Origin of the sequence: Pseudomonas sp. GV047, from assembly GCF_003058245.1 — a bacterium.
Classification (GTDB): Bacteria; Pseudomonadota; Gammaproteobacteria; order Pseudomonadales; family Pseudomonadaceae; genus Aquipseudomonas; species Aquipseudomonas marginalis.
In genome coordinates this window covers 186,967-199,843 of sequence record NZ_QCWA01000008.1, presented here as the reverse complement: position 1 = coordinate 199,843, position 12,877 = coordinate 186,967, and the positions used below count along the sequence as shown (strand labels likewise).

At 60.6% G+C, this 12,877-nt stretch carries 13 protein-coding genes; 5 read left to right on the top strand and 8 right to left on the bottom strand.

Annotated features, from left to right (window positions below; translation table 11 throughout):
• The first annotated feature begins 8 nt into the window (after positions 1 to 8).
• Entirely contained in the window at positions 9 to 377 is a 369-nt protein-coding gene (locus tag C8K58_RS21665) for a PilZ domain-containing protein (RefSeq protein ID WP_027605315.1), read from the top strand.
• A 4-nt stretch (positions 378 to 381) separates the two neighbouring features.
• On the opposite strand, the gene C8K58_RS21660 is transcribed toward C8K58_RS21665, so the two are convergent.
• Genes C8K58_RS21660 through katB form a run of 4 tightly spaced genes read right to left on the bottom strand, consistent with a single transcriptional unit; the run spans position 382 to position 4,663 of the window.
• On the bottom strand, positions 382 to 1,107 hold the full coding sequence (locus tag C8K58_RS21660; protein ID WP_027605314.1) for a hypothetical protein: 726 nt from the start codon (positions 1,105 to 1,107) through the stop codon (positions 382 to 384).
• A gap of 16 nt (positions 1,108 to 1,123) precedes the next feature.
• Complete coding sequence (gene radA / locus C8K58_RS21655; RefSeq protein WP_024077502.1) at positions 1,124 to 2,491, bottom strand: DNA repair protein RadA; 1,368 nt, start codon at positions 2,489 to 2,491, stop codon at positions 1,124 to 1,126.
• 35 nt (positions 2,492 to 2,526) lie between these two features.
• Positions 2,527 to 3,066, bottom strand: coding sequence for an ankyrin repeat domain-containing protein (locus tag C8K58_RS21650; RefSeq protein ID WP_027605313.1), 540 nt, complete (start codon positions 3,064 to 3,066; stop codon positions 2,527 to 2,529).
• Positions 3,067 to 3,121: 55 nt separating this feature from the next.
• Positions 3,122 to 4,663, bottom strand: coding sequence for a catalase KatB (gene katB / locus C8K58_RS21645; protein WP_027605312.1), 1,542 nt, complete (start codon positions 4,661 to 4,663; stop codon positions 3,122 to 3,124).
• 287 nt (positions 4,664 to 4,950) lie between these two features.
• On the opposite strand from katB, the gene mscL reads away from it, so the two are divergent.
• Positions 4,951 to 5,367 (top strand): large-conductance mechanosensitive channel protein MscL, encoded by a 417-nt coding sequence (gene mscL / locus C8K58_RS21640; protein ID WP_053137928.1) that lies wholly within the window; start codon positions 4,951 to 4,953, stop codon positions 5,365 to 5,367.
• Positions 5,368 to 5,413: 46 nt separating this feature from the next.
• On the opposite strand, the gene C8K58_RS21635 is transcribed toward mscL, so the two are convergent.
• Positions 5,414 to 6,190 carry a ferredoxin--NADP reductase gene (locus tag C8K58_RS21635; protein WP_027605310.1) on the bottom strand — a complete coding sequence of 259 codons (777 nt, stop codon included), beginning with the start codon at positions 6,188 to 6,190 and terminating at the stop codon, positions 5,414 to 5,416.
• A 379-nt stretch (positions 6,191 to 6,569) separates the two neighbouring features.
• Between C8K58_RS21635 and C8K58_RS21630 the strand changes: the two genes are divergently transcribed.
• Together C8K58_RS21630 and C8K58_RS21625 are read left to right on the top strand one after the other, a co-directional pair.
• Positions 6,570 to 7,280 (top strand): LuxR family transcriptional regulator, encoded by a 711-nt coding sequence (locus tag C8K58_RS21630; protein WP_027605309.1) that lies wholly within the window; start codon positions 6,570 to 6,572, stop codon positions 7,278 to 7,280.
• Positions 7,281 to 7,441: 161 nt separating this feature from the next.
• The gene (locus C8K58_RS21625; RefSeq protein ID WP_027605308.1) at positions 7,442 to 8,566 is read left to right on the top strand and encodes a methyltransferase; all 1,125 of its coding nucleotides are present in this window, start codon (positions 7,442 to 7,444) and stop codon (positions 8,564 to 8,566) included.
• 82 nt (positions 8,567 to 8,648) lie between these two features.
• Here C8K58_RS21625 and C8K58_RS21620 read toward each other — a convergent pair whose 3' ends face one another.
• From C8K58_RS21620 to C8K58_RS21610, 3 genes are read right to left on the bottom strand one after another with little or no spacing between them, the layout of a single operon-like run.
• Complete coding sequence (locus C8K58_RS21620; RefSeq protein WP_010562540.1) at positions 8,649 to 8,816, bottom strand: DUF2474 domain-containing protein; 168 nt, start codon at positions 8,814 to 8,816, stop codon at positions 8,649 to 8,651.
• 12 nt (positions 8,817 to 8,828) lie between these two features.
• On the bottom strand, positions 8,829 to 9,836 hold the full coding sequence (cydB, locus tag C8K58_RS21615; RefSeq protein ID WP_027605307.1) for a cytochrome d ubiquinol oxidase subunit II: 1,008 nt from the start codon (positions 9,834 to 9,836) through the stop codon (positions 8,829 to 8,831).
• Position 9,837: 1 nt separating this feature from the next.
• The gene (locus C8K58_RS21610) at positions 9,838 to 11,277 is read right to left on the bottom strand and encodes a cytochrome ubiquinol oxidase subunit I (protein ID WP_027605306.1); all 1,440 of its coding nucleotides are present in this window, start codon (positions 11,275 to 11,277) and stop codon (positions 9,838 to 9,840) included.
• A 318-nt stretch (positions 11,278 to 11,595) separates the two neighbouring features.
• Between C8K58_RS21610 and C8K58_RS21605 the strand changes: the two genes are divergently transcribed.
• Positions 11,596 to 12,843, top strand: coding sequence for an MFS transporter (locus C8K58_RS21605; RefSeq protein WP_108574269.1), 1,248 nt, complete (start codon positions 11,596 to 11,598; stop codon positions 12,841 to 12,843).
• Positions 12,844 to 12,877: the final 34 nt, after the last annotated feature.

Here is a 12,877-nt window from a genome sequence, read left to right as displayed (position 1 = left end):
GTTTCACCATGACCGAGCAAGCGTCTGATCGCCGTCGTTTTCGCCGGATCGCCTTTGATGCCAAGACCGAACTTCGGCAAAACGGCAACGAATGGCCGGTGCAATTGGTGGATTTGTCGCTCAAGGGCCTGTTGGTGCAACGGCCTGAAGAGTGGAAGGGAAATAAGGCGCTGCCCTTTGACGTCGATATTCGTCTGGATCCAAAGGCCCATATAAAGATGCAGGTGAAGCTGACCCACGAGGATCCTGGCCAGTTGGGTTTCGTATGCCAATACATCGACCTGGACTCGATCAGCCACTTGCGGCGGCTGATCGAGCTGAACCTAGGCGATCAGGAAGAACTGGATCGGGAGCTGGCGGCGTTGCTGGAAGTGTGATGGCTCAGGGGAACGCGGTACGTGCGGGAAATTCGCTTTCCGTGTCCCAGTAGCCCTTCTTCTGACTTGAGGCGCTGTGCCACTGCCCGTCGACAAACCGATAAGTCTGATAACGGGTGGCAAAGTCATCCTCACCGTCGCCGTCCATAAATGACGACACCTGCAGCAGTTCATCCGCGCCGCCACTGACTGGCGTTGCGATCGTCCACGCAGCCTTGCCGGTATGAGCCAGGGTCAGCACCTGGACTTTGCCGTCGGCGCCCTGGTAACCCAGCGGTTTGAGTTGCTGCTTGCCAGGCAGCAACAGCTGCGTGGCAGGCCCGCTGTAGCTGCCCATGGGGGCGGTCTGGTCGATGGTCAAAAAATACACAGGTTCGGGCAGCCCTTTGAGCGGGGCTTTCTTGACTTCGGCCAACGGGTAGCCGAGGTCTTCGTGGGCTATCACCTCGCCCGAGGCCGATACCCACCGCACCTGGGCTTCGAGCAGCGGGTTGTCGACCAAATCGCCGGGCTCGTCGAACGAGTCTTCATCCAGCCCACTGCCCCAACTGTCCTTGTGCAGTTGGGGGCTGATGCGCTGGTCTTCGAGCACCTGCAGCACACTGCCGTCTGGCGTCACCAGCGTTTGCGCCAGGCGATAGCCCGTTGGCAGCTCAGCCCAGGCCATGGCGGGCAAGCCGGCCAAGGCGACAAACAGGGCGACTACACCCCAGCGATTCGATCGTTGCATGGCGTCCATCCCTGAGTTATTCGAAAAGTGCATCCAACGCCTGTTCCAGGCGCGTGACCCCAATTACCTGCAATCCTGGCGGCATTTCCTTCGGCGCATTGCCCTTGGGCACGATCGCGCGTTTGAAGCCGTGCTTGGCCGCCTCCTTCAAGCGTTCCTGACCGCTCGGCACCGGGCGCACTTCGCCGGACAGCCCCACTTCACCGAATACCAGCAGGTCGTGGGGCAATGGCCGGTTACGCAGGCTGGACATCACCGCCGCCATCAACGCCAGGTCGGACGCGGTTTCCAGCACCTTGACCCCGCCGACCACGTTGAGGAACACGTCCTGGTCGTGGGTCGGGATCCCCCCATGACGGTGCAGCACCGCCAACAGCATCGCCAGGCGGTTTTGATCCAGGCCCAGCGTGACGCGGCGTGGGTTGGCCAGATGGCTGTCATCCACCAGCGCCTGGACTTCCACCAGCATCGGCCGGGTGCCTTCCCACGTCGCCATGACCACGCTGCCTGGGACTTCTTCCTGGGCACGGGTCAGGAAAATCGCCGAGGGATTGGAGACTTCCTTCAGCCCCCGGTCGGTCATGGCGAACACACCCAGTTCGTTCACCGCGCCGAAGCGGTTCTTCACCGCCCGCAGCAAACGCAAGCGGCCATCGGACTCGCCTTCGAAATACAGCACGGTATCGACCATATGCTCCAGCACCCGTGGCCCGGCCAGCGCGCCTTCTTTGGTCACATGGCCGACCAGGAAGATCGCCGTGCCGCTCTGCTTGGCGTAGCGCACCAGCAACGCGGCACTTTCGCGCACCTGGGACACGCCGCCCGGCGCCGATTGCAGCTGCTCGGTGAAAATCGTCTGGATCGAGTCGATCACCATGACCTTGGGCTTTTCGATCCGGGCCGTGGCGATGATGCTTTCGATGCAGGTTTCGGTCATGACCCGCAGTTGGTCCTGGGGCAGGCCCAGGCGGCGGGCGCGCATGGCCACCTGTTGCTGGGATTCTTCGCCGGTGACGTACAGCGCCGGCATGCGGCTGGCGATGCTGCACAGGGTTTGCAGCAGGATCGTCGACTTGCCGATGCCGGGGTCGCCGCCGATCAACACCACCGAACCATCCACCAGGCCGCCTCCCAGGACCCGATCCAGCTCACCGGAGGCCGTCGAGAAACGCGGGATCTCTTCAACACTGACTTCCGCCAGGGTCTTGATCTGCGCCTGCTGCCCGGTCCAGCCGGCGCGGCCGGTGGGGGCCGAGGCGCCGCCACTTTCGATCATGGTTTCAGTCAGGGTATTCCACGCACCACACTCGGTGCATTGGCCGGCCCACTTGGGAAAGGTCGCGCCGCACTCCGTGCAGCCGTACATGCGCTTGGCCTTTGCCATTTGAGAACCTCCAACCGAAAAACCGCGATGATAGCTCAGCGCGACGCCGGGGTCCGGATTTCACCGCTGGCCAATCGTGAAGCACTGTTGCCGACCGGGTCTTGGGCGTTGAGATCGGCGCCCTTGGCCTTGAGTTCGTCGAGCAACTCGAGGCGCTTGAACAGGCCGGCGTACATGGCGGCCGTCTGACCGGCGCCATTACGTTGGTCGGGGTTGCAGTCGGTGGCCAGCAGGCGCTGGGCAATGTTCAACTCACCCTTGAAGATCGCGCCCATCAACGCGGTGTTGCCGCGTTTGTCCTGCACACAGGCGTCGGCACCGGCGGCGAGCAAACGCTCCACATAAGCGCTTTCGCCGTGGTAGGCGGCGAGGATCAGCGCGGTGTAGCCCTTGTCGTCCTGGGTGTTGAGGGGGAAGCCGGCGTCGATGAAGGTGTTGAGCATGTCGAGGTCGCCACGGCGGGCGGCGTCGAAGTAATAGTCCTGGAGCTGCGCCTTGAGCGCGACCGGGTCGGGCGACTCGGCATGGGCGACAAAGGCCAGCATGGTCATCAGTAAACCGATAGAAATACGCATGGGTGCTCTCCTGCCAGAGGTCGACGCCCGGGAGGGGCGTCGACCGAAACCAACGTCAGTCAGTGAGTTTTTCGGCCAGCGCCTTCACGCGTGCCAGATCACCCTTGGCGACCTTGGCCACGCCGGTGCCGTATTCCGGATCGGCCTTGTAGAGGAACGACAGGATGATGTGCTTGCTCTCGTCATCGGTAGTGGCCAGGGAGCCGCCGAAATTGTCGATCAAGTCCTGGCGTTCTTTCGGGCTGTAGGAGCGATACAGATCACCGGCCTGCTTGAAGTTCTGCTCACGCTGGATCTTCGCCTGCTGGGTACTGCCCGACAGCGCCGTCTGGCTATAGCGCGCGGTTTGCGGCTCTTCACGGTTTTCCAGGCGGCTTGGCTGGTAGTTCACGCCGCTGGTGGTCTTGCCGAAGTTCAGCGCGCCGTCCTGGTTACCGTTGTTGACGGTGACCCGAGGGGCGTTGATCGGCAGTTGCAGGGCATTGGCGCCCAGGCGATACATCTGCGTGTCGGCATACGAGAACACCCGGCCTTGCAGCAGGCGGTCTTCCGACGGCTCGATGCCCGGTACCAGGTTGGCCGGAGCCATGGCCACTTGTTCGGTTTCCTGGAAGACATTCGCCGGGTTGCGGTTCAGTACCATCTGCCCGACTTTGCGTTCGGGCACATTCGGCCAGATCTTGGTGGCGTCCAGCGGGTCGAAATCAAACTTGGCCAAGTCTTCCGGCTTGAGTACCTGCACATACAGGTCCCACTTGGGGAAGTCGCCCTTGTTGATATGGGTGACCAAGTCATTGGTCATATGGCTGTAGTCACGCCCCTGCACTTCGGTAACTTGCTTGGGATCGAGATTCTTGATGCCTTGCAGACTCTTCCAGTGGAACTTGACGTAATGCACTTCACCCTTGGCGTTGATCAACTTGTAGGCATGTACGCCATTGCCGTCCATTTCCCGATAACTGGCCGGAGTACCGGAGTCGGAATACAACTCGGTAAGTGTGCGAGTGGCCTCGGGAACATGGGAGAAGAAGTCGAAGCGACGGGAGTCATCATCCAGGTTGGTGCGCGGGTCCGGCTTGAAGGCGTGGACCATGTCGGGGAACTTGATGGCATCGCGGATAAAGAACGTCGGGAAGTTGTTACCCACCAGGTCCCAGTTGCCATCGGCGGTATAGAACTTGGTGGCGAAGCCGCGCGGGTCACGCAGGGTTTCAGGGGAATGATTGCCGTGCACCACGGCCGAGAAGCGCACGAACACCGGGGTCGTTTCGCCAGCAGCGAAGACCTTGGCCTTGGTCAGGTCACTGAGGTTATCGGTGACGGTGAAGGTGCCATGGGCGCCGGTACCGCGGGCATGCACCACGCGCTCAGGGATGCGTTCACGGTCGAAGCGCTGCAGTTTCTGGATCAGTTGCACGTCCTGCAGCAGCACCGGGCCGTTGGCGCCGGCGGTTTGCGAGTTCTGGTTGTCGCCGACGGCGGCACCGTTGTCACGGGTCAGGTTGGCGGCTTGTACGGAGAGGGAAAGCAGGCTGGCGGTCGCCAGTACCAGCACATGACGCGCCAATACCGGGCCGCGATTCATTGGATTCTTCATCAAGGTTTCCTCTGGTTTTTTTAATGCACATTCAGTTGTGCTTGCCAGAGGCTAGTGACCCACGAGTCAGAAGATAAATAGAAAAACACCACCAGGTCGATTAAGAAAATAATGTGGTAAGCCGCTGAAATAGCGGGTATTTCGCGCGCGATTGGTGGCACTTTGCAAACTATTTGCGATTTAATGTGTCGATAAAAACTGACAGTGTTAACGGTTGTGTCGGGCATGCCCGCTGCGACTGATTTACACTGAGCGGCACCCTTCTCATCTGTAACAAGGAATAACCTATGGGCGTGATCAGTGAGTTCAAGGCCTTCGCGGTCAAAGGTAATGTGGTCGACATGGCCGTCGGTATCATCATCGGCGCCGCCTTCGGCAAAATTGTTTCCTCGTTTGTAGGCGACGTAGTGATGCCGCCCATTGGTCTATTGATCGGTGGCGTGGACTTTGGTGACCTGGCGATTACGCTCAAGGCGGCACAGGGCGATGTGCCTGCCGTGGTGCTGGCGTACGGCAAGTTCATCCAGAGCGTGATCGACTTTGTGATCGTCGCGTTTGCGATCTTCATGGGCGTCAAGGCCATCAACCGCCTCAAGCGCGAAGAAGCCGTGGCGCCTAGCCTGCCACCGACACCGAGCAAGGAAGAAGTGCTGCTGGGCGAGATTCGCGACCTGCTCAAGGCACAGAACGACAAGCCGCTTTAACCCGTACCGGCTTGGAAAAAAGGCGCCTCCTTGAGGCGCCTTTTCATTACCAGTAGTTTTCCACTGCCACCTGCCCTGGCCGGCGGCTAAGGCTCAGTTGCATGTCGCGCTGCTTGAGCAACTGGCGAGTGTCATCCACCATCTGCGGGTTGCCGCAAATCAGCACACGGGAATGTTCCGGGGTCAGATCGACGCCGGCAGCACGCTCCAATTCTCCGTTTTCGATCGAGGTGGTAATACGCCCACTCAACGCCCCCGGATAATCCTCTCGGGTCACGATGGGGATGTAGGTCAGTTTGTGCGCATATTCTGCCAGGTACTCCCGCTCGCCCAACCCCTTGATCAGCGACTGGTACGCCAGCTCCCGGGCTTCCCGCGCGCTGTACACCAGGATGATGCGCTCGAATTTCTCCCAGACTTCGAAGTCCTGCAGGATCGACAAAAACGGTGCCACCCCGGTGCCGGTGCCTAACATCCACAAGTCCCGGCCATCGACGAAACGGTTCAGGGTCAGGAACCCGGTAGCCTGGCGCTCCACCATCAAGGTATCGCCCACCCTCAGGCGGCTGAGTTCACTGGTGAATTCGCCGCCTGGGACAACAATCGAGAAGAAGTCCAAGTATTCATCAAACGGCGAGGACACCACGGAATACGCGCGCCATACCGTGCTGCCATCCGCCTTGCTGACCCCCAGGCGCACGAACTGGCCGGCGGTAAACCGGAACCCTGGGTCACGGGTGGTTCGCAGGGTAAACAGGCTGGGGGTCAGGGATTGCACATCGAGCAAGGTTTGGCGGGTAAATTTCTCAGCACTGGCCGTCATGGGGGACTCCGTTCTACAGGTGCCCTAGTGTCCCTCAAACTCGAGCCCGGAAACACCTCTGGTTGGTAGTGGCATTATATAGGCACAAAATAATGGCAACCTAATATCAACTCTGATCAATTTGCTATTAGCCCCTTTATCCGCGCTACAAGCGCGCTCTAAGTTGAGCTGCTACAGGTGCTTCAACTGACTAAAAAATCGAAAAAACAACTAAGCCCCTTAGCTAAGCCCGCCGCGACCTTAGAGAAAGTTTCTTAAACGCTGCCCTGCAAGAGCGAAAATTTCATCTCGCGATGTAGCTCATGTCCTACACTAATTTCCGTGCAGTGGGAGTTCAGGACGTATCCCATGTCATGCGGAAACCCATGGAGAGTTACCAATGGTCAACTGGCGCAATACCCGACTTCCCAAACTGGAAGGCGAGAGCGAGGTTACGACTCTTTTCGAGATGGCTGTTAACCACACCTACGCACTCGGCTTCCAATACTGTTCTTTCACGATGAGCTCTCAACTACCTAACAACCAAACGAAACCTGTTCGCCTCAACAACTATCCAGATGAATGGAACAAACTGTATAACCAGGCCCACTTCTTTGACGCTGACCCCGTGGTGGAACATTGCAAACGTTGTGTACTGCCCCTTGTCTGGGAAGAAAAAATCTTTAAAGACTCACCCAACCTGTGGTCTTTAGCCCGATCCTTTGGTGTGCATTTGGGATGGACCCAAGCCGTGCATGATTTCCAGGGTGTGTTCAGCATGCTGACCCTGGGTCGCAGTGCGGGTGAAGTGACCCCGCAGGAGCTTTATGAAAAAGCCGGCCAGGTCCTGTGGCTGTGCCATGCGATGCATGCGGTAGTCGCGAAGACTTACGCACACAAGCCCAGCATTAACCCTGCAAACAAATTGACCCCGCGCGAAACCGAAATCCTCAAGTGGTCAGCCATGGGCAAGACCGCTGCGGACATTGCCGCCATCCTGTGCCTGTCCGAGCGTACGGTGGGCTTTCATATCTGCAGTTGCTTCAAAAAGCTGGGAGTCAACAACAAGATCGCCGCCGTGCTCTGCGCCTCGAAAGCGGGGTTGTTTTAATCAGCGTTGAAACACCGCATGTAATCCCTCAGGAAAAAAAGTAACATTTACGACCCATTCTGAGTGCTGGGCTGTTCCCACGGGGTGCCGCCCGCTGTTCACTCAGACGGTTCCGCAGCCGACTGCCGAACACCCATCGATGACCCAGAGCCTCCCTCGCCATGCCCCTGCTCGACAGCCCCTTCGCCCAGCTCGATCTGATCCGCCAGCCAGAGCAACATAACGATCCGCTGCAAGCCTTCGACGCCGCCGACGAGTACCTGCTCAGCTACCTGGCTGAACAGCAACCGAGCGCTGCGACCCGCGTGCTGGTGCTCAATGACAGCTTCGGCGCCCTGGCTGCGAGCCTGGAAGGCCGGGTGCAGGTGACCTCCAGCGGCGACTCGTTCCTGGCCGCCCTGGGCCTGGATAAAAACCTGGTGCGCAATGGCAAGGCCTTTGACGCCGTGCCGTTCATCCCCGCCAGCGAGGTGCCCAGCGGGCCGTTCGACCGGGTGCTGATCCGCGTCCCCAAGACCCTGGCATTGCTGGAAGAACAACTGATCCGCCTGCAAGGCCAACTGGCGCCAGGCGCCGAAGTGATTGCCGCAGCGATGGTCAAGCACCTGCCCCGGGCGGCCGGTGAGTTGCTGGAGCGCTATATCGGGCCGATGCACGCCTCCCTGGCGGTGAAGAAGGCGCGGTTGCTGATCGCGACACTGGCCGACCGCCCCACGGCGGTCTCGCCCTACCCGACGCGCTACACCCTGGACGCGCCGGCTATCGAACTGCTCAACCATGCCAACGTGTTCTGCCGTGAAGGCCTGGACATCGGCACCCGCGCCTTCCTGCCGCACCTGCCCGATAACCTGGGCAGTGCCCGCGTGGCGGACCTGGGTTGCGGCAACGGGGTATTGGCGATTGCCAGCGCACTGCAAAACCCCGACGCCCGGTACACCTTGGTGGACGAGTCCTATATGGCCGTGCAATCGGCCCTTGAGAACTGGCAAGCCGCCCTCGGTGATCGGGAGGTGACAGTACGCGCCGGGGACGGCCTCGCAGGCCAGGAGCCGGACTCCCTCGACGTGGTGCTGTGCAACCCGCCGTTCCACCAGCAGCAGGTGGTCGGCGACTTCCTGGCCTGGCGTATGTTCCAGCAGGCGCGGGAGGCGTTGGTGGTCGGCGGCGCGCTGTATATCGTCGGCAACCGTCACCTGGGTTATCACAGCAAGTTGGCGCGCTTGTTCCGTGGCGTAGAGCAGGTCGCTGCCACGCCCAAGTTCGTGATTCTCAAAGCACGCAAATAAAAAAAGCCCTGCCCTTCCAGAAGAAGAGCAGGGCTTGCCCTCAAGTTAACAGGCAGCGGGCCGCGAAGCCCGGATCGGGATGTCAGTGGGTGGTCAGGCCGGCCGCATTCATGAACATGCGCATCAGGCTGGCCACCACGAACAGGGCCAGCACACTGCCGGTCCAGATCATCGCCAGCCAGCCGAGGCGCCGCCACAGCGGCTGTTTCTCGGCCTGTTCGATCTCGTGCAACGTAGGTTTGCCGGACATGCAACGACCCTCCTAGTGATAGCCGTCTTCGTGGGTGACCTTGCCGCGGAACACGTAGTAGCTCCAGAAGGTGTAGCCCAGGATGAACGGGATGATGAACAAGGTGCCCACCAGCATGAAGCCCTGGCTCTGGGGCGGCGCAGCGGCATCCCAGATCGACACGGATGGCGGGATGATGTTCGGCCACAGGCTGATCCCCAGGCCGCTGTAGCCGAGGAAGATCAGCACCAGCGTCAGCAGGAACGGTGTGTAGTGGGCGTTCCGCGCCACGGCGCGGATCAACCCGTACATGGTCACCAGCACCAGGATCGGTACCGGCAGGAACCAGAACAGGTTCGGCAGGGTGAACCAGCGCGAGGCGATTTCCGGGTGCGACAGTGGCGTCCAGAGACTCACGATGCCGATCACGGCCAGCACCACGAAGGCCAATGGCCGCGCCAGGTTGTGCATTTTCTCCTGCAACGGGCCTTCGGTTTTCATGATCAGCCAGGTGCAGCCGAGCAATGCATAGGCCACGATCAGCGCCACGCCGCAGAACATCGTGAACGGCGTGAGCCAGTCCAGCGAGCCGCCGGCAAACTGGCGATTGACCACCGGGATCCCGTCGATAAACGCCCCCAGCGCCACGCCCTGGAAGAACGTGGCCGCCAGCGAACCGCCGATAAACGCCTTGTCCCACAGGTGACGCTTGTGGTCCTTGGCCTTGAAGCGGAACTCGAAGGCCACGCCACGAAAGATCAGCCCCACCAGCATCAGGATCAACGGCAGGTACAGTGCCGACAACACCACCGAATAGGCCAGCGGGAACGCGCCGAACAACGCCGCGCCGCCCAGCACCAGCCAGGTTTCGTTACCGTCCCAGACCGGGGCCACGGTGTTCATCATCACGTCACGGTCGGTCTTGCCCGGAATAAACGGGAAGAGAATGCCGATACCCAGGTCGAAGCCGTCCATGACCACGTACATCATGATGCCGAAGATGATGATCACGGCCCAGATCAGCGGAAGATCAATACCCATCTCAATTCCCCTTGTGCTGGATGTGGGCGTGGTCGTCATCGCTGCCATCATCGGCGGCGGACAACGGACGGGCCGGTGTGCGTTTCTGGCCAGGGCCACCGTGGGTCGGTTCCGTGCCTTCGTGGGTCACCGGGCCTTTGCGCACCAGGCGCATCATGTAGCCCAGGCCGGCGCCGAACAGCGCGAAGTACACCACCACGAACAACACCAGGGTGATCGTCATCTGCGCCAGGCTATGCCCGGAAGAAGCATCCGCAGTGCGCATCAACCCGTAGACCACCCACGGCTGGCGGCCGATCTCGGTGGTGAACCAACCGGCGAGAATCGCGATCAGGCCGGACGGCCCCATCCACAGCGCCAGGTACAGGAACGGCCTGGACGTGTACATCTTGTCGCCCCGGCGCAGCCAGAGGCTGAACAGGCCGGTGAAGATCATCAAGAACCCCAGGCCGACCATGACCCGGAACGACCAGAATACGATGGTCGAATTCGGCCGGTCTTCCGGCGGGAATTCCTTGAGCGCCGGCACCTGTTTGTCCAGGGAGTGGGTCAGGATCAGGCTGCCCAGGTACGGAATCTCCACGGCGTATTTGGTTTTTTCCGCTTTCATGTCCGGCCAGCCAAACAGGATCAGCGGCGTTGGCTCATTGCCTTTGTTTTCCCAGTGGCCTTCAATCGCGGCGATTTTCGCCGGCTGGTGCTCGAGGGTGTTGAGGCCATGGAAGTCGCCGATCACCGCCTGGATAGGCGCCACGATCAGGGCCATCCACATCGCCATCGACAACATCTTGCGGATCGCCGGGTTGTCCTTGCCGCGCAGCAAGTGCCAGGCCGCCGAGGAACCGACGAAGAACGCGGTGGCCACGAACGCCGCCGTCGCCATGTGCATCAGGCGGTAAGGGAACGACGGGTTGAAGATCACCGCCAGCCAATCGGTAGGAATCACGCGGCCGTCGATGATTTCAAAGCCTTGCGGCGTCTGCATCCAGCTGTTGGACGCCAGGATCCAGAAGGTCGAGATCAGCGTACCGACGGCCACCATCACGGTGGAGAAGAAGTGCAGCTTGCGCCCCACCTTGTTCCAGCCGAACAGCATCACGCCGAGGAAACCGGCTTCGAGGAAGAAGGCCGTAAGCACTTCGTACGTCAGGAGCGGCCCGGTGACGGCGCCGGCGAAGTCCGAGAAGCGGCTCCAGTTGGTGCCGAACTGGTAGGCCATGACCAGACCGGAGACCACGCCCATGCCGAAGTTGACGGCAAAGATCTTCGACCAGAAATGGTAGAGGTCACGGTAGGTATCGTTATGGGTCTTGAGCCACAAACCTTCCAGTACCGCGAGGTAACTGGCCAGGCCGATGGTGATCGCCGGGAACAGGATGTGGAATGAGATGGTGAACGCGAACTGAATTCGGGCGAGATCTAGCGCCTCCAAACCGAACATAAGTCTTCCTCTGTCAGGTAATACCGGCTGCTGGCGGGAGCCTGCACCCACTGCCCCCACGGATATGGAGTCTGGCGAATTTCAATTCGTTTCTTTTTTTAACCAGCCACGCAGGGAATCGGGCCTTGCGGCCACCAGAACAAATTCTGAAATGACTTTGATCTGGGTCAATCACAGTGAAAAGAGTAGTCCCATTTTCGCGGCTGGCCTGTGTGGTCTTTTGCCGCGTGACAGCTTGCCTCAGCCTTCTTCTCGCAACTAATTGTTACAGCTTGATGCTAATCTGCCCCTTCCCTCCGGCCTTGACCTGAATTTCCGATGCCCAGTGAACCCACGTTGCTGTTACGTCACCACCGCCCTTTCATCGCGTTCTGGCTGGCACGGATCTTCACCGCCAGCGGCTTCCAGATGCTTACCGTGGCCATTGGCTGGAACCTCTACCAACTCACCGGCAACGTGCTCGACCTGGGGCTGGTCGGCCTGGTGGAGTTCGTGCCGCGCGTGCTGTTCATGCTGCACACCGGGCATGTGGCCGACCGCTATGACCGACGCAAAGTCGCGGCCATCTGCCAGACCGTGCAGGCGCTGATTGCCCTTTCCCTGGCCATTGGCGGCCTCACCGGCAACGTGACCCGCGAGATGATCTTTATCCTCGCCTTCCTGCTCGGCGCCGCGCGCTCGTTTGAAATGCCCACCACCCAGGCCCTGCTGCCAAGCATCGTGCCCAGTGCGCTGTTCCCGCGTGCGGTGGCCTCGTCGCAGTCGGCCCAGCAACTGGCAACCATCGTCGCCCCGGCGCTCGGTGGTTTGCTATACGCCTTCGGCAGCGTCTGGGTGTATGGGCCCACGGTGGCGCTGTACCTGATTGCCTGTGTACTGACCCTCAACCTGCCCGCCCGCCAGACCCCGCTCAACAAAGGCAAGGCCACCCTCGATTCACTGCTGGCCGGCATCCGCTTTATCCGCAGCCGCCCGGACATCCTCGGGGCGATTTCCCTCGACCTGTTCGCCGTGCTGCTGGGCGGCGCCACCGCGTTGCTGCCGGTATTCGCCAAGGACATCCTGCTGACCGGCGCATGGGGCCTGGGCCTGTTGCGCTCGGCGCCGGCGGTGGGCGCGCTGTTGATGTCGTTGTGGCTGGCGCGCTTTTCGGTAGATCGGCAGGTGGGCCGGGTGATGTTCACCGCCGTCGGCGTATTCGGCGTGGCGACCATCGCCTTCGGCCTGTCCACCTCGTTCTGGTTTTCCCTGGCGGTGCTGGTGGTGCTGGGCGCGGCGGACATGATCAGCATGGTGATCCGTGCGTCCTTCGTGCAGTTGGAGACGCCGGATGAAATGCGCGGGCGGGTGAGTGCGGTCAATGGTCTGTTTATCGGTGCGTCCAACCAACTGGGCGAGTTCGAATCGGGGATTACCGCCCATTGGTTCGGCACCGTGCCCGCCGTGGTCATGGGCGGCATCGGTACGCTGGTGGTGACCGGAGTGTGGATCAAACTGTTCCCGACCCTGGCGAATCGGGATCGTATGCATGTGCCGGTAGATGAAAGCATCAAGCCCGCTACATGATCCAATGTGGGAGGGGGCTTGTTCCCTCCCACAT

Coding starts and splice junctions, on each gene's coding strand:
- C8K58_RS21665 (WP_027605315.1), top strand. CDS start 9: ATGACCGAGCAAGCGTCTGATCGCCGTCGTTTTCGCCGGATCGCCTTT.
- C8K58_RS21620 (WP_010562540.1), bottom strand. CDS start 8,816: ATGTCCGGCAAACCTACGTTGCACGAGATCGAACAGGCCGAGAAACAG.
- C8K58_RS21630 (WP_027605309.1), top strand. CDS start 6,570: ATGGTCAACTGGCGCAATACCCGACTTCCCAAACTGGAAGGCGAGAGC.
- cydB (WP_027605307.1), bottom strand. CDS start 9,836: ATGGGTATTGATCTTCCGCTGATCTGGGCCGTGATCATCATCTTCGGC.
- C8K58_RS21635 (WP_027605310.1), bottom strand. CDS start 6,190: ATGACGGCCAGTGCTGAGAAATTTACCCGCCAAACCTTGCTCGATGTG.
- mscL (WP_053137928.1), top strand. CDS start 4,951: ATGGGCGTGATCAGTGAGTTCAAGGCCTTCGCGGTCAAAGGTAATGTG.
- C8K58_RS21610 (WP_027605306.1), bottom strand. CDS start 11,277: ATGTTCGGTTTGGAGGCGCTAGATCTCGCCCGAATTCAGTTCGCGTTC.
- C8K58_RS21625 (WP_027605308.1), top strand. CDS start 7,442: ATGCCCCTGCTCGACAGCCCCTTCGCCCAGCTCGATCTGATCCGCCAG.
- C8K58_RS21660 (WP_027605314.1), bottom strand. CDS start 1,107: ATGCAACGATCGAATCGCTGGGGTGTAGTCGCCCTGTTTGTCGCCTTG.
- C8K58_RS21650 (WP_027605313.1), bottom strand. CDS start 3,066: ATGCGTATTTCTATCGGTTTACTGATGACCATGCTGGCCTTTGTCGCC.
- C8K58_RS21605 (WP_108574269.1), top strand. CDS start 11,596: ATGCCCAGTGAACCCACGTTGCTGTTACGTCACCACCGCCCTTTCATC.
- katB (WP_027605312.1), bottom strand. CDS start 4,663: ATGAAGAATCCAATGAATCGCGGCCCGGTATTGGCGCGTCATGTGCTG.
- radA (WP_024077502.1), bottom strand. CDS start 2,491: ATGGCAAAGGCCAAGCGCATGTACGGCTGCACGGAGTGCGGCGCGACC.